This is a genomic window from Ectobacillus funiculus, assembly GCF_004138295.1.
In the GTDB taxonomy this organism is placed as follows: Bacteria; Bacillota; Bacilli; order Bacillales; family Bacillaceae_G; genus Ectobacillus; species Ectobacillus funiculus.
On sequence record NZ_SCFM01000049.1, the window covers coordinates 1 to 20,577 of the forward strand.

At 38.4% G+C, this 20,577-nt stretch carries 18 protein-coding genes; 6 read left to right on the forward strand and 12 right to left on the reverse strand.

The genetic code is table 11. The features are described from left to right. From EP737_RS21270 to EP737_RS21280, 3 genes are all read right to left on the reverse strand, one after another. A partial coding sequence (locus EP737_RS21270; protein WP_165350882.1) for an alpha-ketoacid dehydrogenase subunit beta occupies positions 1-901 on the reverse strand: 901 nt, incomplete at its 3' end. Between the two features lie 17 nt (positions 902-918). Further along, positions 919-1,902, reverse strand: coding sequence for a pyruvate dehydrogenase (acetyl-transferring) E1 component subunit alpha (gene pdhA / locus EP737_RS21275; protein WP_129730762.1), 984 nt, complete (start codon positions 1,900-1,902; stop codon positions 919-921). A 372-nt stretch (positions 1,903-2,274) separates the two neighbouring features. Then, a complete protein-coding gene (locus tag EP737_RS21280) occupies positions 2,275-2,406 on the reverse strand; it encodes a GapA-binding peptide SR1P (protein WP_129730763.1) in 132 nt (43 codons plus the stop codon). 485 nt (positions 2,407-2,891) lie between these two features. On the opposite strand from EP737_RS21280, the gene EP737_RS21285 reads away from it, so the two are divergent. The 6 genes from EP737_RS21285 (at position 2,892) to EP737_RS21310 (ending at position 9,327) form a co-directional block, all read left to right on the forward strand. Further along, positions 2,892-3,668, forward strand: coding sequence for a Cof-type HAD-IIB family hydrolase (locus EP737_RS21285; RefSeq protein ID WP_129730765.1), 777 nt, complete (start codon positions 2,892-2,894; stop codon positions 3,666-3,668). A 294-nt stretch (positions 3,669-3,962) separates the two neighbouring features. Continuing rightward, positions 3,963-4,145, forward strand: coding sequence for a YolD-like family protein (locus EP737_RS21290; RefSeq protein WP_129730767.1), 183 nt, complete (start codon positions 3,963-3,965; stop codon positions 4,143-4,145). A gap of 92 nt (positions 4,146-4,237) precedes the next feature. Beyond that, positions 4,238-5,191, forward strand: coding sequence for an MBL fold metallo-hydrolase (locus tag EP737_RS21295; RefSeq protein WP_129730769.1), 954 nt, complete (start codon positions 4,238-4,240; stop codon positions 5,189-5,191). Positions 5,192-5,284: 93 nt separating this feature from the next. Continuing rightward, positions 5,285-5,614, forward strand: coding sequence for a bh protein (locus EP737_RS21300; protein WP_129730771.1), 330 nt, complete (start codon positions 5,285-5,287; stop codon positions 5,612-5,614). A 927-nt stretch (positions 5,615-6,541) separates the two neighbouring features. Beyond that, positions 6,542-8,122 carry a spore germination protein gene (locus EP737_RS21305; protein WP_129730773.1) on the forward strand — a complete coding sequence of 527 codons (1,581 nt, stop codon included), beginning with the start codon at positions 6,542-6,544 and terminating at the stop codon, positions 8,120-8,122. Between the two features lie 17 nt (positions 8,123-8,139). Next, entirely contained in the window at positions 8,140-9,327 is a 1,188-nt protein-coding gene (locus EP737_RS21310) for a Ger(x)C family spore germination protein (protein WP_129730775.1), read from the forward strand. 232 nt (positions 9,328-9,559) lie between these two features. On the opposite strand, the gene EP737_RS21315 is transcribed toward EP737_RS21310, so the two are convergent. The 9 genes from EP737_RS21315 to EP737_RS21355 form a co-directional block, all read right to left on the reverse strand. Further along, entirely contained in the window at positions 9,560-10,669 is a 1,110-nt protein-coding gene (locus EP737_RS21315; protein WP_129730777.1) for a GerAB/ArcD/ProY family transporter, read from the reverse strand. Between the two features lie 257 nt (positions 10,670-10,926). Beyond that, entirely contained in the window at positions 10,927-11,874 is a 948-nt protein-coding gene (locus EP737_RS21320) for a sugar ABC transporter substrate-binding protein (protein ID WP_205650997.1), read from the reverse strand. Positions 11,875-12,179: 305 nt separating this feature from the next. After that, positions 12,180-13,517 carry a glucose-6-phosphate isomerase gene (locus tag EP737_RS21325; RefSeq protein WP_129730781.1) on the reverse strand — a complete coding sequence of 446 codons (1,338 nt, stop codon included), beginning with the start codon at positions 13,515-13,517 and terminating at the stop codon, positions 12,180-12,182. Positions 13,518-13,576: 59 nt separating this feature from the next. After that, positions 13,577-16,255, reverse strand: a complete 2,679-nt coding sequence (ppdK, locus tag EP737_RS21330) for a pyruvate, phosphate dikinase (protein ID WP_129730783.1) — start codon at positions 16,253-16,255, stop codon at positions 13,577-13,579. After that, a complete protein-coding gene (locus EP737_RS21335) occupies positions 16,255-17,073 on the reverse strand; it encodes a pyruvate, water dikinase regulatory protein (RefSeq protein ID WP_129730785.1) in 819 nt (272 codons plus the stop codon). The genes ppdK and EP737_RS21335 overlap by 1 nt, the downstream gene beginning before the upstream one ends. Positions 17,074-17,236: 163 nt before the next feature. Beyond that, entirely contained in the window at positions 17,237-17,905 is a 669-nt protein-coding gene (gene fsa / locus EP737_RS21340) for a fructose-6-phosphate aldolase (RefSeq protein WP_129730787.1), read from the reverse strand. 77 nt (positions 17,906-17,982) lie between these two features. Beyond that, on the reverse strand, positions 17,983-19,719 hold the full coding sequence (ptsP, locus tag EP737_RS21345; protein ID WP_129730789.1) for a phosphoenolpyruvate--protein phosphotransferase: 1,737 nt from the start codon (positions 19,717-19,719) through the stop codon (positions 17,983-17,985). 101 nt (positions 19,720-19,820) lie between these two features. Next, the gene (locus EP737_RS21350; protein WP_129730791.1) at positions 19,821-20,087 is read right to left on the reverse strand and encodes a phosphocarrier protein HPr; all 267 of its coding nucleotides are present in this window, start codon (positions 20,085-20,087) and stop codon (positions 19,821-19,823) included. Between the two features lie 39 nt (positions 20,088-20,126). After that, the coding region (locus tag EP737_RS21355; protein WP_281278915.1) for a transketolase-like TK C-terminal-containing protein at positions 20,127-20,577 on the reverse strand (451 nt) is incomplete at its 5' end.

A 20,577-nucleotide genomic window follows, 5' to 3' on the forward strand; every position in this document is an offset into this window, starting at 1 on the left:
AAGGAATTGGCACTGCTAATCCACCTAATCGTTTAATAGGGGCATCTAAATAGTCAAATGCTTCACTTTCAGCAATCATACTAGCAATTTCACCGCCAAAACCGCCACGCTTAACTGCTTCATGTACTACAATAAGACGACCTGTTTTCTTTACTGACTCTATAATTGTTTCTTCATCTAATGGAACTAGCGTACGAGGGTCGACGATTTCTACATCGATGCCTTCCTTCTCAAGCTCTGCTGCCGCTTCCAACGCTTTATGCACCATGATAGCTGTAGCAACAATGGTAACGTCTTTACCTTTTCGCTTAATATCTGCTTTTCCTAATGGGATGGAGTACTGTTCTTCTGGTACCTCACCCTCTGTTTTGTATAGCAATTTATGCTCATAAAAAATAACCGGATTATCATCGTCCATAGCTGCTTTCAATAGACCCTTCGCATCATAAGCAGTTGATGGTTGCACTACCTTTAAACCAGGAATATGAGCCATCCAAGCTTCTAAACTTTGAGTGTGCTGTGCAGCTGCTCCTGTACCAGATCCCGCTGGTGTTCTTACTACCATTGGAACCTTACCTTTACCACCAAACATATAACGTGTTTTAGCCGCTTGGTTCACTAACTGATCCATAGCAATTGTAATAAAATCAGAAAACTGTAATTCCAGAATTGGTCGCATACCAGTAAGGGCCGCTCCAACAGCTCCCCCTGCAATAGCTGCTTCAGAAATAGGTGTGTTACGAACTCGCTCAGGACCAAATTCCTCAATCATTCCGCGTGTTACACCGAATGCACCGCCGTATACTCCAATATCTTCTCCTAGAATAAATACGTCTTCGTTTTGACGCATCTCTTGACTCATCGCTTCTCTAACTGCTTCTAAATACGTAATCGTTCTCATTTTAATCCCTCCCAAGTTTAGGCATATACATCTTCTAATAGACTTGATAGTGGTGGTTCTGGGCTATTTTCAGCGAATTTTACTGCATCTTCAATTGCTTGTTTCGCTTCTTGCTGCAACTTCTTTGCATCCTCTTCTGTTAAAATATTTGCTTCTATTAGTACTTCCTTAAATCTTTTAATACCATCTTTTTGTTTCCATTCTGCCTCTTCTTCACGTGTACGATATTTCTTCGCATCACTTTTTGAATGACCTTTCCAACGGTATGTTTTCATCTCGATTAAAGCTGGACCGTTTCCTTGACGAGCATTCTCAACTGCTTCGTGTACTGTATTCATAATTTCAATCATATCGTTTCCGTCTACTACCTTGCCAGGCATACCGTAAGCGATTGCACGATCTGCAATATTTTGAACTCGAGTCATATCTTTTACAGGGCCAGACATTCCATACTGATTATTCTCACAAATGAACACAACCGGTAAATCCCAAATAGCGGCTAAGTTTAAAGCTTCATGGAAACTACCTTCATTGGAAGCTCCATCCCCAAAGAAGCATAATACTACATATCCTTGATTTTTCATCTTAGACGTTAACGCAGCGCCTACAGCAAGTGGGATTCCTCCCCCTACAATTCCGTTAGCTCCAAGATTCCCTTTTTCGACATCCGCAATGTGCATGGAGCCGCCTTTTCCTTTACAATAACCTGTTACTTTACCAAATAGCTCAGCCATCATTTTGTTTACGTCACCTTCTTTGGAAATACAGTGACCATGACCACGGTGAGTACTTAGAATTTTGTCGATTGGTTGAAGAACTGCAATAGATCCAGCTGCTGATGCTTCTTGCCCCACACAAAGGTGAGTAGTTCCATGAATCATCCCTTTAGCAAAAAATTGGTCTACCTTTTCATCAAAATACCGAATAAGCCACATTTCTTTATAAAGACTTACCAGTTTCTCCTCTTTTATATGAGAAGGTAATTGTAGTGTATTCAACATGTTTGCTCCCCCTTTTAACATTTGTAACTGTCAGTTACCTTTGTGAAAATCATAAGATCATTTTTGCAATTAGTCAAGAGGTAAAAATATTTCATGAATTTTTTCTTTTATTAAGTTCTTATCTTGAAAATGACGGACATAGCTCTTACCGAAGTAGAACAACAAGCGCTATTACCAGCGAAACCATTCCTTAGGAATCATCGATACTTCACATTTATCTTACTTTTTCCGGATTAACATATCGACGAGATAAAGTAAGCGCTTCCGTGCACCCCTCATGTTTCCATAACATCATAACTATCCTTCATAAAATAAATCATACTTATGGACCAGGTTCAGGATGAAAAAACAGATCATCCTACAAGTCGATATCTAGCAAGCAGACTTACACTCTTTATTTTCTTTCTCACAATTCGAGCAGCAATATCCATAAAGCACTGTTACCTTTTCATCTTCAAATTGTTCGATTGCTCCTCCACAAACTTGACATAGAATTGTGCCCATTTCCATTCTTCCTCCTCATGCTATTAATACCTTTTGACCAACGAATAACATGTTTCGAAATCGCTTTCTTAACATTTGTAACATGCAGTTACTTTTGTTAAATCATAGAATTATTTTTAACTTTAGTCAAGAGGATAAAATATTTTAAAGAGCTTTTATCACCTAGTTAGGATGAAAATTTACTAACTACTTATTATGAATTGAAAATAATTAGGGCTAAGGGAGCATATAAAAACTAGGTTACAATCAATACTTAGTACTATTACTTTAATTTTTAAGAATATAATCTTTATCTAAGAAACTAGTACCATCATAAATGTATTAACTAAAAGCATAGATCAAAAAACTTACTCAATAATCTTTTTACATAGATTGGTATTGACAATTCATTACATTCCCGATTTAATTTAATTAACATATGTTCACATCAAGAAAAAATGTTAATGACTATTTTTCTGAAAATTAAAATGAATTGAGTTGAGATTATGAAACCAGAAATGATTTTTTTTGATATAGATGGTACACTCCTTGATCACAATAAACAGTTACCATCTTCAGCTAAACAGGCAATTCAGGCACTAAAAGAGAATGGACACGAGGTGGCAATTGCAACAGGACGTGCTCCTTATCTCTTTAAGGAGCTAAGAGAAGAGTTAGAAATTGATTCTTTTATTAGCTTTAATGGACAGTATGTAGTACTACGCGGGGAGGTTATTTATAAAAACCCTCTAAATAGAAAATCGCTGCATGCTTTAAAGAACTTCGCATCCCAATACAATCATCCTCTTGTCTATATGGGAAGCGATACAATGAAAGCAAATATCGTGTATCATCCGCATATTGAAAAAAGTATTACAACATTAGGTTTTGAGCATCCGGAGCGTGATCCTTACTACTTCATAGATAGAGAAATTTATCAGGCTCTTCTGTTTTGTACAGATGAACATGAAGCAGCATATGGAGAGAATTTTCATGATTTAAACTTCATCCGTTGGCATCAATTTTCAATGGATGTACTCCCCTTCGGTGGATCTAAGGCTCAAGGTATCGCAAGATTTATTGAAAAGCTAGGTTATACAAAGGAACAAGTCTATGCGTTTGGAGATAATTTAAACGATATTGAAATGCTCCAATTTGTTGGAAATAGTGTGGCGATGGGAAATGCGCCTGATTTAGTAAAGAAAGTTGCAAAATATGTTACAAAAGATGTTGATGATAACGGGCTTGTTCATGGATTAGAACTAGTAGGACTATTAAAGTAAAACTGTCATGTTACTTAGAGTTTCCAACATAAATGCAACAGAAACGAAAATGATAATAGAAAATTATAGAAACAAAAAATTGATGTAGGGATAAAAACCAAGCAATAAAAATCTGGTTTTTACTCCCTACATTAATGAGCGACTCTATACTGTCTCAATCATTTATTCATGTTTTAACAAATTTCGAAATTTAATCAAAAGTCCACAAAATATTGCAAACGTTTACTTTAATTGGTTTTTAAACTCATGTTGAAACACATATTATTTAGCATTGATCATATTGGGGGAAGTATTATGTTTTTAAGAAGTCTAATAAAAAATAAATTGGTTACCATTAACTATTATAAAGAAGGTACACTATATAAATGTACAGGGCATGTGCAAGGACTTAATTTAGCAGAACAAACCCTTTCTTTAAAAGATCAACAGGAGAAAATTTTATCTATACGTTTATCTAAAATCATGAAAATTTCTTGAATAGCTACAAACTGAAAGTGCTTTTTTATAAAAGCGCACACCTTTCTTTTAAAAAGTAAGTATGACCAAACAATCACAAAAAGAGGTATTGTATGAAACAAGTAGAAAAGCTTGGAGAACGTTTGTTTTTAATTGATGATTTTGATTTGAAGCTCGAAGAACGCACAGGTACGTATATTTTGCTTGATGAGCAAATCACGATTATCGAAACGTGCGCAAGCCCTTCTCTTCCTTATATTTTACAGGGTTTGAAAGAATTAGATATCAAGCCAGATCAAGTTGCTTATATCATTGTCACCCATGTTCATCTCGATCATGCAGGAGCGGCTGGACTACTTATGGAGCAGTGCAAACACGCAAAGTTGATCGTCCATCCACGGGGTGCCCGTCATATGATTGATCCTGCTAAGCTAATCAAGGGAGCGCAGGCTGTATACGGAAATCAATTTGATGAGTTATTTCACCCAATTGTTCCCGTCCCAGAAGAACGTGTAATTTCTGTTCAGGATGGTTATACCCTGCACATCAGTGCTGATCGGACACTAACCTTTTACGACGCACCAGGACATGCGAAGCACCATATAAGCATTCATGACTCTCTTACAAATGGTATGTTTACAGGCGATACAATCGGTGTATACTACCGTGATTTACAGCAATATAATGTGGGACTTTATCTTCCCACAACTTCTCCTTCTCAGTTCGACCCAGAGGAAATGCTGCATTCTATGTACCGCATACGACAGTTAAATCCTGATTTTATCTATTTCGGACACTACGGTAAATCTGCTAATCCACAGGAAGTGTACGAACACATGGAAACATGGCTGCCAGTTTTTCTTTCTGCAGCACAAGATGTGTTTTCACATGAAACAGACCCCGCGAGCGTGGCGTCCGCAGTTTCTAATAGATTATTTACTACGGTTCGAGCATATTTAACAGAGCGCGGCGTTCCAGAAGATGCGAAAGCATACAAGGCTCTGCAGGTTGATATAGATATTTGTGCAATGGGTCTTGTTGATTACCTACAGAGGCAAGATAAATAACACAAAACATGCAAATGATTGTAAAAACATTAACTTAATTTGTTAAAATTAAATCAGGTCGGAATTCAGAGTAGATGTAGGGAGGACAGTAATATGAAAAGTTCTGAAATGGAGGCTCAACTATATTGTATACACTGTAACAATAACACCCCGCACGTTATTACTTATATTAATGAAAAAATGAAGCATATCGAATGTGAAGAGTGCCACAATACAATAGAATTTAAAGTTGACATTATGAAAGAACTTTATAAGGAAGTGTACGATCGAATCTCAACAAAGCCATCACGAATTACAGAAGAGTATAAACAAGGTTTAGATGAATTTTTAGCAAAAATGCCAATTCGTGTTATTAGCAAACCCTATCGGCTTATTCGTTATTTAAACCAGTCATATAAAATTATTAAACAGTACAAAAAGTAAGGATTCGGTACAAAAACATTAAAAATTGATACCATGCGGTGCCTTTAACATAAAGAAAAGGATTCCTATTTTTCTCTATAGTTAAAGACACCGAGAGTATAAAACAGCAACCATTCGAGCTCCAATTTAAAGTCCCAAATGTATATATTTAATTTTTTATGGTATTAGCTTACTCCTCATCCTATTTGAGGTTTAAAAAATGGAAGTAATCCCTTGGCCAGATGACAGTTCACATATTTGTTTTGTAGCCCCAGTTTAATACTCAAAGGCTCACCCCGCAAAACCAGATTAGGAAGTTCTGAATAATCCTTTAGCTAATTCCTTATAATGGTAGGAGTTTTTGGGCGCTTGTTCAATATGTCTTAAAGAAAGCATCACATCAACTGTGTTTTTTATCAAGAAACCTTCCTGATTTCAAGTCTATCTCGTTACAATCTCTCATCACTAAACAACCTGTTTCTTTTGGATTATCCCTCAAATAGCCATTCCATTTATCAGTAAAATCTTGAATACCCCTACCGAGAATTTTTTCTCCTTTAGCAAACAAGTACTAAAATCAAATCTTCCCCTCAAAAATAAAGATTTTCAGGATATCATGCATTAATACCAATGCATTTTCCTTTTTTTCCTGAACGATAAGCACAGTCACCCTGATGATATACCAAGGAAGTTGCACAAGGGTAGAATTCAAAAGTTCATCTATGCCGTAGAGTCCTCCTCAATGAGCAAGCCTACATTGTAACTGAAAATATCTTCTCATTACGAGGGTACTCAATCCACCATTGTCAAACAGGCTAAAGGTCTTCTGACACATCGGTCACTTTATCTCCCTTTACGAATAAAAAATCCAATTAAGGTAAAATGTATGAACAAATCGATGTACGAGCAGCTACTGATAGGAAGCATCTTTACCATAGGGGGATAGTTATGATTAGGTTTCGGAGGCGAAGACGAACTACATTGTTACGTCAAAACAGGGTACAGAAATTAGAAGATTCCAATATGTTACCTTCAACTCTAAAGGTGAGTACTGATCTTACAGAAAATGAAAAATTATTTAGAGATATTTTTCACCATTGTTCAGATGTCGTTTTTCGTCCGATTCAAATTCATGAACAAGCACACCTCCTGTTAATTTATGTCGATGGTTTAATTGATTCGAAAATACTAGATGAAGTCGTTTTAAAACCAATAATGTTTCAAGGGATGCCCCAAGGGTTAGGGGATATTACCCAACTTGGACAAATAGTTAAAGATCAACTGATTGCGATTGCGCAAACAACCATGGTTTCTACAGTGAAGGAAGCAGTTCAAGGGATCGTAAGCGGAAACATTGCTATCTTGGCTAAAAGTGAAAATAATGTTTTACTTGCGGACCTAAAAGGCTGGGCCGCAAGAAGCATTGAGGAACCAAGTTCAGAACCAGCGATTCGTGGACCAAGGGAAGGCTTTACGGAAGCACTTCGCACAAACACAAGTCTGTTGCGGAGAAAAATAAAAAGTCCACGTTTGAAAATGGAACCTCTGCGCATCGGTGAGATCACTCAAACAGACGTTGTTATTACTTATATTGAAGGAATTGTGAATGAATCTGTTCTTGATGAGGTGCGTAAAAGGGTAAAGCGTATTCAGATTGATGGTGTTCTAGAATCCGGTTATATTGAAGAATTTATTGAAGATGCACCGTTTTCCCCCTTTCCTACCATTCAAAACACAGAACGGCCCGATGTTGTGGCTGCAAATCTGCTTGAAGGGAAAGTGGCTATCCTTACCGATGGAACTCCTTTCGTTCTTCTAGTCCCTTTTACCTTTTATGCAGGCCTGCAAGCGGCTGAGGATTACTATGAACGATTTATGTATATGACGATGATTCGATGGATTCGTTTTCTTCTCTTTAATGCGGCATTGTTCTTGCCTTCTCTCTATGTAGCTATTACAGTATTTCATCCAGAGATGATGCCGCAAAGCTTACTTATAAGTTTTGCTGCTGCTCGTGAAACAAGTCCGTTTCCAACAGCAGTCGAAGCTTTTTTGATGGAAATTACCTTTGAAGCTCTCCGAGAGGCGGGTGTTCGTCTACCAAAGCCGGTAGGCTCAGCGGTAAGTATCGTGGGGGCCTTGGTTATCGGACAAGCCGCGGTCAGTGCAGGAATCGTCTCAGCTTCAGTTGTCATTGTCGTATCAGGAACAGGTATTGCCTCGTTTGCAATTCCACGCTATAACTTAGGATTAGCTTATCGCCTTCTTCGTTTTCCTTTGCTGATTTTAGCAGGAACTTTAGGGCTATTCGGGGTCGCTATGGGTTTTTTGACAATTTTATTGCATCTGACTAGTCTTCGTTCATTTGGTGTTCCCTATCTCAGTCCGCTGAGTCCACATGTTGGGAGAGGAGTGAAAGATACACTTTGGCGAGCGCCCCGTTGGATGTTGCAAGTTCTCCCTAGGTTGATAGCTGGAAAAGATATCGTACGAGTTCCAAAAGGGCAAAAACCAGATCCGGAAAGATAAGGGAAGTGGTAAAAATAATGAAAAAACCCTTCATTTTTATAATTTTTTTCTTGTCTCTATTGGCTATGACTGGGTGTTGGGATGGTAAAGAGTTAAATGAGCAGGCTATTGTTCTTGGGTTGAGCTGGGATGTGAAAAAAAATGGATCCTATCAAGTAAGTGGCCAGTTTCTTATCCCCTCTAAGATATCTACAGGGGAAAAGGGAGGTGGCGGAGGTGAGGGTAGTACCTTTATAGCAACAGCGGATGGAAAAAGTGTCTATGAAGCAAGACAAAATCTGCAAAACAAGCTCTCTCGGCACATATTTAAAAATCAGCGGCAGTCTATCTATATTGGGGAGCGTCTTGCGAAACGCGGTATAAAGGATATCTTAGATATGATTATACGGGACCCGGAAGCTGGGATACGAACAGATATCTCTGTTGTAAAAGGGAAACAAGGTGTAGATGTATTGAAAATGTCCTATCCTCTTGAATCTAGCTCCTCTCAGGCATCGCTAAAAATACACAAGCAACTTGGTACAGAAGCGAATGCTACTTTTTTGAACTTGGTAGTGACGAGTACGAATGTTTCAAATAGTTCCAGCGTACCAGCATGGACACTGGATTCCTCTTCTCTGAAAGGAAACCAAGAACTATCTCAGAGCAACATAAAATTTGCAGGGAGTGCTATTTTTAATGAAAATCTAAAATTAGTTGGATTCTTAAACCCTGAGGAAGCAAAAGACCAAATGTGGATAACAAAAAAACTATCCTACCGCGACAGAACAGTATTTATTCCACAAGGGGACGGCGAAGTTGGCTTAGAAATAAGGAACCTGCAAAGTAACATTCGGCCGACCATACAGGGGAATAAGGTAAAAGTACATATTACACTGACCGGTGATGGGGAAGTGAAACAGAACCGTACAACATTTGACCTCACACAAAAAAATAAGGTAAACATAGTGGAAAAGGATGTAGAGGAACAATTTGAAAGAAGTATTCTTCGCTTGATTAAAAAGTTACAAAAAAAATATAAGGCAGATATTTTCGGGTTTGGAGGTGCAATTTATCGCAAATATCCAGCTCATTGGAAACAGATAAAAAGTGAATGGAAACAGGAATTTACTAAAGTAGACGTTTCAGTCGATGTTAACATAGCAATTCGCTTCATTGGGTTGACAGGAGCATCCAAGAGTACAAGCGTAGGGGAAACAGAATAAAGAAAACTCGCTGATTGGCGAGCCGTTAGGTGAAGACAGAAGCATAGTTGCACTTACACTGTATTCCTAAAATTTCTGACTACGTCGAATAACTTCCAGCTGGAAATTTACACCTTCCTACAATGCAAAAAAGTAGCACTCACCTTGTATAGTATCTACACTAAAAAACATCCTTTAAGATGAAAGTACAGGTATTTTGTACGGATCCATTATAAAGGACGTTTTTTCTTTTTTAAGTACTGCTCTTTTCTCTTTTTTCTAACCTCTGTCGAATCCATGCTATGAGCAATAGGATACCTGGTAAAATGAGAAATAACGGTACCCATACATAAGGAGCGTTAATCTTTAGAGCAAGATAGAATATATGCTCGGAGACATTTTTTGAAACTGTCATACTTATACACACGACAATAACAACCGCAGGCAAGATGAGCACACGATAATCCTGTAGGCGTAATAACTGTTGAATTGCTTTTATGGCTGCGAATATTTTGATATACGTTTTAAAAAATGCCGTTGTTGTAAAGTAGATTACACCAAAAGGGCTTAAGTTATTGATGAAAGTACCTACATTTACCACTCCAAGCAAGGAGTACAGCGGATAAATACTGCTTTTGAATAGGTCTTCATCAAAAATCGTAATGGCTAATACTAATGAGAGTGAAAGAATCATGCCAGAGAATAGAGCTGCTAAAATGGTAACCTTCATAATCCTTTCAGGGTTCTTTGTATGCGTCCAAATCATCGCGAATGCGATTGTTTCCCCATATGTTTGTGTTATTCCGCTTGGGTATACAACCTTCCAAATTGAACTCCATCCATGTTCTAATATAGGCAATAGATAGTCTAGATGCATCACTTTTGAACTAAAAAGTAATATGACTTCAATTGAGAACAATACTAAAATTAGAGTAAACAAAGTTTCTCCCATTCGTCCAAGACTCTCGATGCCTAGGAATAAAGCATACGTGATGATAAGCATGAAGAGCCCATTAAATACTAAGGGAGGGGTATTCGGTAAAAGTGTGGTCGGGACTAAATCTCTTAGGTCACCTATAATTCGTCCTGCGTCATATACGAATGAAAGTGGATATAACAATGAAAGCGGTATTCCTATCCAACGTCCGAGTTGTGCCGGGAACCATTCAATAAGTGTTAATCCGGGATTCATACGCATTAATGCGATATACATCATAACAACTACAGTTCCTAAAAAGCTTGAACATAAGGCAGCAACCCATGCATCCCGACCAGCAGCTGACCCGAAACCATATATGATGGTAGTTCCTAGTTGATATAAAAATGTCATAGTAAACAATTGATAATCAGTAATTCTTTCCATTAAACCTCACCCTTTAGGTTTTGGGCTAATTTATTATAAATAAGATGATATACAAAAAATCTACTTACAATATCATCGCCTTATTTTTTCCTGTTCCCTATTTTAGATATTCCCTCGGGTGTGTTAACTATTCAGAAGAAAATCATAAGAAGTACAAAAAGAACACCTTTCTTGTAGAATGTAAGTACAGCCAAACAATCACAAGAAGAGGTGTCATTATTGCGGATTCTCATTTCATGATAATGAATAGTGAAACTTCATTTCAACAATTCTCTCATAAAGTCCAATTTCAGTTTTGCATTATCTTTACTGATAATATCTACTCCTGTATCAGTGTTTCTTTTAACTTGTTCCCCCTTTATAACCTTTAATGCAGTTTCAACGCTTATATATCCTATATCATAAGGGTTCTGTGCTACTGCATCAGTTAGCACTCCATCCTTTATTAACTCAAGCATTTCATTAATGCCATCTGCTCCTATGACTGGCATTTTAAGCCCATGCTCCTCAATGACTGCTAAAGCTTCCAGTGCACGTAAGTCAGTTGTCGTATACACACCTTTTACATTAGGATGTTTCTGCAAAATCGTTGTCATTAGTTGTTTAATGGATGAAGATTGATCTTGCTCTGTTACAACTTTGATCCCTGCAGCTTCTAAACTAAGTGTAGCTCCTTTCATCCGTTCACTGAGAATTGGGTGTGTTAAGTCTTCAACAAGGAAGGGAATGGCTACTTCATCCCCAGGCTGCAGCTGTGAAGCTAGTAATTCTCCTGCCTTTTTTCCTAAATCAAAGTTATTGGTGCCAATATAAGCCGTTTTATGTTCCAAAGGAATATCCGCATCTATTAATAATACAGGAATCTTATTTTTAACAAATTTCTTTAAGATAGTCGTGACAGCAGGTGATCCGTTAGGGGCTACTACTAATACATCTGGATGTTCATTAAGAATATTTTCTAGTGTATACACTAATGCATCTTTTTTTGATTTGCTGCTGGGTATGACAACCTTGCCCTTTATATCAAACTCTTGAAATCCTTTTTCTGCCCCTGCTCGAACAATATTCCAATATTGTAAGTTTTTATCTTGTAAAACAACAACCACTCTAGGTCTATTGTCTTTTCTAAGGAACTTGGTTATAGTTCCTGCTACAGTGGCTAGAAAGACTGATATAACTAATAGTACCATCCATTTTTTTTTCATCATTTATCTCCTTCCTAGGAGGGGCGTGCTTTTATCAATTACAATTTTTCATTATCTCCTCTTAAAACAGCATTAAACCAAACGTAAGTTTTTCATTTTGATTCAATATTTCTATTAATGAGAATGTCATTGCTACTCTCTATAACATAAGGGGCTGAAATAGAGTAGAACGGGAATTGTTTATGCTAGTGCTCCCTTTTATCGTATAAAGCAAGAAGCCTTCCATTAGGAAGACTCCTGCAATATAGTTAGTCTGTAAAGTTTTATTTAGTAAGATTTAAGACTGTCACTTTTTTAATACAATGTTATTTAGATAGTTGCTCCATCAAGTCAGCCCTTCTTGCTTCAAAACCTGGTTTACCAAGTAAGGCAAACATATTCTGCTTGTACGCTTCAACACCTGGTTGATCAAACGGATTGACTCCCAACAGGAGTCCACTGATTGCACAAGCCTTTTCAAAGAAGTAAACCATTTCACCAAATCCAAATTCATTTAATTCGTCTAATTCTACAACCATATTTGGCACTCCACCATCTACGTGCGCCAACACCGTGCCTTGGAAGGCTTTTTTATTGACCTCATCCATTGTTTTTCCTACTAGAAAGTTTAAACTATCAGTATCAGCTAGATCTTCTTGGATTGTTATTTCAATTTTAGACTTCTTAACCTGTAATGCTGTCTCAATTAAATTACGTTGCCCCTCCTGCACATACTGCCCCATGGAGTGCAAATCCGTTGTAAAATCAACTGAAGCAGGAAAAAGCCCTTTTTGATCCTTTCCTTCACTCTCCCCAAATAATTGCTTCCACCACTCGGATACGTAATGAAGGGAAGGCTCATAGTTCACAAACAGCTCAATAGACTTTCCTTTAGAATAAAGAGCATTTCTCACAGCTGCATACTGATAACTTTCGTTTGTGAAAAGGTCAGAATTATTGTATTTACGGGCGGCAGTAGCGGCTCCCTCCATCATTTGCTCAATATCAAGCCCAGCTGCAGCAATCGGAAGAAGTCCTACGGCAGTCAAAATAGAATATCTTCCACCTACATTATCAGGTATAACAAAGGTTTCATATCCCTCTTCATCTGCAAGTTTTTTTAATGCCCCTTTTTCTTTGTCAGTGGTAGCATAAATACGCTTTCTAGCTTCCTCCTTCCCATATTTTTTCTCCAAGTAATCGCGGAAGATACGGAAAGCAATAGCAGGTTCTGTTGTAGTACCAGATTTGGAAATAACATTGATAGAGATGTCCTTTCCTTCTAAAAGCTCTAGTAAATGAGAAATATAAGTGGAGCTAATATTTTGACCCGCAAAATACACTTGAGTTGTGTTGTTCATTTGATTATGGAATGTATGAGATAATGCTTCAATCGCAGCTCTTGCACCTAAGTAAGATCCTCCAATTCCAATAACAATTAAAGCATCAGAATTGTTGCGAATTCTTTCAGCAGCCTGTTTAATTCTTGAGAATTCATCTTTATCATAGTTAGTCGGTAAATCCACCCAGCCGAGGTATTTGGATAATCTTCCTTTTTCCTCATGAAGCATATTGTGAGCTACCTTTACAAATTCTTGTAAACCCTCTAACTCCTTTTGTTGCATAAATGGTAATGTATTTGAGTAATCAAAAGAAATAGTCACTTTGTCCTTCTCCTTTATGTGGTTTATATTCTTCCTACCTAGTTGCTAAAATGTTTCTTTTATATTTGTGCTTGAAGCTCATTTGTTTCCTGTTCTTGTTTATTTTTAATGGTAGCTTGAGCGGCTGCAAGACGTGCAAGCGGGACTCGGTATGGCGAGCAGCTTACATAATCCAATCCTGCATCATAGCAGAATTGAATCGAGCTTTTTTCTCCGCCATGCTCCCCGCAAATTCCCGTTTTTAATCCTGGCTTTGTTTGTCTGCCAAGTTTTACACCCATTTCCACTAGTTTTCCTACTCCCTCTTGATCAAGGATGGCAAATGGATTTTCCGGAAGAACTTTACTTTCAATATAACTTTGAAGGAATTTACCCTCTGCGTCATCACGACTATATCCAAACGTAGTTTGGGTTAGATCATTCGTCCCGAATGAGAAAAAGTCCGCCTCTCGCGCAATTTGATCGGCTGTTAAAGCTGCTCGGGGAATCTCAATCATAGTACCAATGGAGTAATCGTATTGCTGCCCAGTTTCCGCTGCAACTTGCAAACTAGCTTTCATTACCAATTCACGCATTTCTTTCAACTCATTCACATGACCAACCAAAGGAATCATAATCTCTGGCTTTACCTCTATTCCTTTTTCTTTCACATTTGCAATTGCATAAAAGATGGCTTTTGCCTGCATCACATAAATTTCAGGGTGAATCATTCCTAATCGGCAGCCTCGGTGGCCTAGCATTGGATTAAATTCATGCAACTGACGAACTTTTCTTAAAAGCTGCTCTTTTTCCTTCAGTTCATCAGAGTCTGAGTCTGACATCTGAAGTTTTGTTACTTCAACAAGCAGTTCTTCCTTATCCGGTAAAAACTCGTGCAGAGGAGGATCTAGCAGACGAATCGTTACAGGGTTTCCCCACATCGCTTCAAAGATTCCTTCAAAATCTCCTTGTTGCATTGGCAGCAACTTTTTGAGTGCAGCTTCCCGCTCTCCATACGTTTCGGCAAGTATCATCTCCTGAACAATAGGAATCCGAGTTGCATCCATAAACATATGCTCTGTACGGCATAATCCAATTCCAGCCGCCCCAAACTCCAGCGCTTTTTTAGCATCTTCTGGATTATCTGCATTTGCCCTGACACCGAGTTCTCTCTCTTCATCTGCCCAAGTAAGCAGCAGCTGAAATTCGTCCGAAAGCTGCGGCTCGATCATTGGAATCTCACCTAACATGATTTCACCTGTTGAACCGTCAACCGTAATCATATCGCCTTGATTTACAACAACCACGTCTCCTACTTTAAACTGCTTTGTTTTTAAATCAATTTTTAATAATTCACAGCCACAAATACAAGCTTTTCCCATGCCCCTGGCTACAACTGCCGCATGGCTTGTCATCCCCCCACGACTAGTGACAGTTGCTTGAGCTGCAACCATTCCATGAATATCATCAGGTGTAGTTTCTGGGCGAACAAGGATAACCTGTTTTCCTTCTTTCGCTAATAGTTCTGCTTCATCTGCATCAAATACCACTTGGCCTGTTGCTGCTCCGGGAGATGCTGGCAGACCTTTAGCTAATGGTTTTCGTTCATATGAATCATCGATTCGACGATGGAGCAGCTGATTAAGCTGATCCGGGTCTACACGAAGGAGTGCTTCTTTCTTACTAATAACTTGTTCTTCTACTAATTCAACTGCAATTCTAATTGCTGCTTGAGCTGTTCTTTTGCCAGCGCGGGTTTGGAGAATAAAGAGTTTACCGCGCTCCACAGTGAACTCAATGTCCTGCATATCACGATAATGCCCTTCAAGAAGCTGATAAGTCTCAACAAACTGCTCATATACTTCTGGCATCTCGTCCTGAAGAGTAGAAATTGGTTTAGGAGTGCGAATACCCGCTACAACATCCTCTCCCTGAGCATTTATTAAGTATTCACCATACAGCTTACGTTCCCCGGAAGATGGATTACGTGTAAAGGCAACTCCGGTACCGGAGTCGTTCCCCATATTTCCAAAGACCATGCTTTGAATGTTCACTGCTGTACCAAGATGCCCCGGAATTCTTTGCAGACGGCGATATACAATCGCACGTTGATTATTCCACGAATCAAACACAGCATGAACAGAAAGGAATAGCTGCTCTTTTGGATTTTGGGGAAAATCCTTTCTAGCATGCTTTTTCACAATATCTTTATATCCTTTAATCACTTCTTGCCAATCATCTGCAGTCATTTCAGGATCTGAAGAATATCCCTTTTGTTCTCTTATTTCTTCTAAAAACTGCTCGAAATAAAACCCATCTATCTCCAATACAACATCACTAAACATTTGAATAAACCTGCGGTAAGAGTCATAGGCAAAACGTGGATTATTTGTAAGCTTGGCCATTCCCTTCACAGTTTCATCATTCATTCCAAGGTTTAACACTGTATCCATCATTCCCGGCATCGAAAATACAGCACCGGATCGTACAGAAACAAGCAGAGGATTCACTGGGTCTCCAAACTTTTTACCTGTTTTTTCTTCGAGTCTATGAAGAGCATCTAATATTTGAAATTCTATCTCTGTAGGAATAGATTTCCCCATATCATAATAGGAATTACAAACCTCTGTTGAAATGGTAAAACCATAAGGAACAGGCAAGCCAATTCGCGTCATTTCTGCTAAATTAGCTCCCTTCCCCCCTAAAAGCTCCTTCATTTCACTGTTTCCCTCATCGAACATATACACGAATTTACTCATCAAACTCCCACTTTCCTCTTTTTCAACATTGCTAATATTAAATCAGCCGTCTCTTCCACTGCTTTATTGGAAACATCAATGACCGGACAACCTAAGCGTTTCATAATCTTCTCAGCATAGTCTAGCTCTTCAAGAATCCGATCTAAATTTGCATAACTTGCTTGAGCGGTTAATCCTAAACTTTTCAAACGCTCCCGACGTATTTCATTCAGTTTATCTGGCGATATCACTAAGCCGACACAGGTATTTCTTCCAATTTCAAAAAGTTCAGCAGGAGGTGCTATTTCTGGTACCAAAGGTATATTTGCCACATTCAGTCCTTTATGAGCCAAATAGATAGAAAGCGGTGTCTTTGATGTTCTAGAAATTCCGATTAATACAATATCTGCACGTTTTAACCCTTGAGGTTCCCGTCCATCATCGTATTTTACTGCGAATTCAATTGCTTTCACTCTTCGGAAATAGTTAGCATCTAATTTCCTCATTAATCCAGGCTCACACTTGGGGTCCGTTTTAAATTTTTGAACAAATGCTTCCATAAGCGGGTTTATTAAATCAATTACAACGATTCCTTCTTCCCGTGCCCTTTGGTCAAGATATTTCTTTAAAAACGGAATTACGATTGTATAGACAATGATAGAGCTACTTTGCTTTGAGAGAGCAATAACATTCTCAATATCTTCGATCTGCTGTACATAGGAATAATGCTGGATTTCAACATAGTCCCCATTAAACTGAGCTGCAACTGCCTTTACGATTAACTCAGCTGTTTCTCCAACTGAGTCCGAAACTACGTAAACAATTTCCTTCTGATTCAAGTTTGTTCTACCTTTCTATAAGTACAAACTATTAATATATTTGTTCTGAATTAAAAAAGAAGAGCCAACCTATTTATAAGTATGGCTCTATCTAAAATTTTTAAGAATTTATCACACACTAATACTCGTTTTTATAGTTTAAGGAATTTTATTTTAGTCAAACCTAGTTTTTAGGAACTTTTTCCCAATCAGCAATGAATTTTGCTATGCCTTGATCCGTTAGTGGGTGCTTAGAAATTTGCTCAATGACTGTATACGGAATCGTTGCAATATGGGCACCTGCCATTGCTACACGAGTAACATGATCTGGATGGCGAACAGACGCTGCAATGATTTGCGTATCAAAATTATGAACACGGAATAACTCTGCTACTTTTGCTACTAATTGTACGCCATCCTCAGAAATGTCATCCAAGCGGCCTAAGAACGGAGATACATACGTTGCACCTGCACGAGCTGCCAATAACGCTTGGTTCACTGTAAAGATAAGGGTAACGTTTGTTTTAACACCTTTATCTGCAAGATAACGGCAAGCCTCTAAACCCGCTAACGTCATAGGAAGTTTAATTGTAACCTTCTCATCCCCGCCGTTAATTTTGATAAGCTCTTCAGCTTGCGCAATCATTTCATCGGCTGTAATTGCATCTGGAGTTACTTCAGCTGAAACAGACTCTACACGTGGCACAGCTTGGCAGATTTCTGCAATGCGATCTTCGAATTTAACTCCTTCTTTAGCAACTAAAGAAGGATTTGTTGTAACGCCAGCTAAAACACCGATGCTATATGCCTTTTTAATATCTTCAAGATTTGCAGTATCTATAAAAAATTTCATGATAAATTGCCTCCATTTTTTGTGAGAAATAGCAGATCCAAATGATTTAACTAGAAAAGTAGTAAGCAATCCTGCACTTAAACTAGTACATCTTTCTGTTCTAGAAAGGTGGCTTTTATAAATCTCTCTACTTCCTCAGCCGTTTCCATATTTAAAATTTGTTCAACTCTTTCCTTTATTTCTGCTTTTGATAATCGAAGAATATTGCTTCTTGCCTGTAAAATGGAAGTAGCACTCATACTAAATTCATCCAAGCCAAGTCCGAGTAAAATTGGTATTGCTACTTCATCTCCTGCCATTTCTCCACACATACCTGCCCATTTCCCTTCTTTGTGAGCAGCATCAATGACATTTTTTATCAAGCGAAGAATAGCCGGATTATATGGCTGGTAAAGATAAGAAACACGTTCATTCATACGGTCAGCTGCTAATGTGTACTGAATTAAATCATTTGTTCCAATTGAGAAGAAATCGACTTCTTTGGCAAAAAGATCTGCTATAACTGCAGAAGATGGAATTTCTACCATCATCCCGACTTCAATGTTACTAGAAACAGCAACACCTTCAATCTGAAGTCTCTCTTTTTCTTCTATTAGAATAGCCTTTGCTTGTCGAAACTCAGCCAGAGTTGCAATCATCGGGAACATGATTTTTAAATTTCCATATACACTAGCACGTAATAGAGCACGAAGCTGTGTACGGAACATATCTTGCATTTCTAAGCATAGGCGGATAGCACGGAATCCTAAGAATGGATTCATTTCCTTTGGAAGGTCTAAGTATGGGAGTTCCTTGTCACCGCCAATATCAAGTGTACGAACAACAACTGACTTTCCTTCCATACGTTCCAATACTGTTTTGTATGCATCGAATTGTTCTTCTTCAGTTGGAAGTGTATCACGTCCCATGTATAAAAATTCAGTACGGTATAACCCTACACCTTCACCGCCGTTTTCGAGTACACCTTTCATATCATCAGGAGACCCAATGTTGGCTGCCAATTCTACGTGATAGCCATCAGCCGATACTGTTTTTTCATTGACAAGCTTGGCCCACTCCGCTTTTTGCGCTTCGTAAGCAGTTTTTTTAGCTTCATATTGCTTCACGACATCTTCTGTTGGATTAACAATAATTTGTCCATCCAAACCATCTACAATGACTAACGCACCATTTTCAATGTCGGCCATAACTGTTTTAGTTCCAACAACTGCTGGGATTTCCAGTGAACGAGCCATAATCGCTGAATGCGAAGTGCGACCGCCGATATCTGTTGTAAAACCTTTTACATATTGACGATTTAATTGAGCAGTGTCAGAAGGAGTTAAGTCTTCTGCAATAATTACTACCTCTTCTGAAATCGTACTTGGATTGACGATGGTTACTCCTAAGAGGTGAGCAAGTACACGCTTTGTCACATCGCGGATATCAGCCGCGCGTTCCTTCATATATTCATTTTCCATGGCCTCAAACATTGAAACGAACATTGTTGCAACTTCGTTTAAAGCGAATTCAGCATTTACTTGTTCAGATGTAATCTTACCTTTAATCGGATTAATAAGTTCCGGATCATTTAATACAAGGAGATGAGCAGCAAAAATGTCTGCTTTATCTTCCCCAAGGTCCCTGCGAGCATTCTCCTTGATGACTTCCAGCTCTGCTTCAGATTGTGTAACCGCCTTTTCAAAGCGTAATACTTCTGCTTCTGTATCCGTCACCGATTTCCTTTCCACTGTAAGCTCAGGATTCTCCAAACGGAATGCCTTAGCAATGGAAATCCCCGGAGAAGCTGCAATTCCTTTAATTGTTGTAGACATTATTTTAATAACCCCTTACTTTTATACTTTTTTAAAGTTACTTTTGGCTTACATCCCATCTTCTGCTCTTCTAAAATATATGTCAGGTCAATCTGTTTTCCTTATTTAGCAAGGCCTTCTTGTTGCATTACTTCGTCAAGTTTTTCAATTACTTGTAATGCATCATCACCTTTTGCAATCACCTTCACAATGGCTCCAGTTGGAATCCCCAGTGACATAACTCCCATAATTGATTTTAGGTTTACTTGTTTCTCTTTGTACTCAAGAGTCACTTCAGATGTAAATGGCGTAACCGCCTTGACTAATGCTGTTGAAGGGCGAGCGTGAATTCCTGCCTCGTCGATTATTGTGTAACTTTTTTCAACCATCTTAGATTCCTCCATTATCTTTTTTAGATTTGTATACTTTTACAATAGCTCTTTTACTTTTGCGACAACATTTTCTACTGTGAAGCCATACTCTTCCATAATCTTTTCGCCTGGTGCAGAAGCTCCGAACGTATCGATACCTACTACGTCACCATCTAAGCCTACATAACGGTGCCAGCCAAGTGTAGATCCCATCTCGATTGCAAGACGTTTTGTTACCGCTCTTGGAAGAACTGACTCTTTATATTCTTTTGATTGTGCTTCGAACAAATCAAAAGATGGCATGCTTACAACAGATGCATCAATACCTTCTTTTGCTAGTGCAGCTTGTGCTTCCACTGCTAGATTTACTTCAGAGCCTGTTGCAATTAGAATCGCATCTGCTGTTGCTTTCTTGCTTGGTGAAACCACATATGCACCTTTAGATACTTTGTCATATGTGTTTTCTGCCGCACCCTCTAACGCAGCCAAGTCTTGACGAGTTAACACA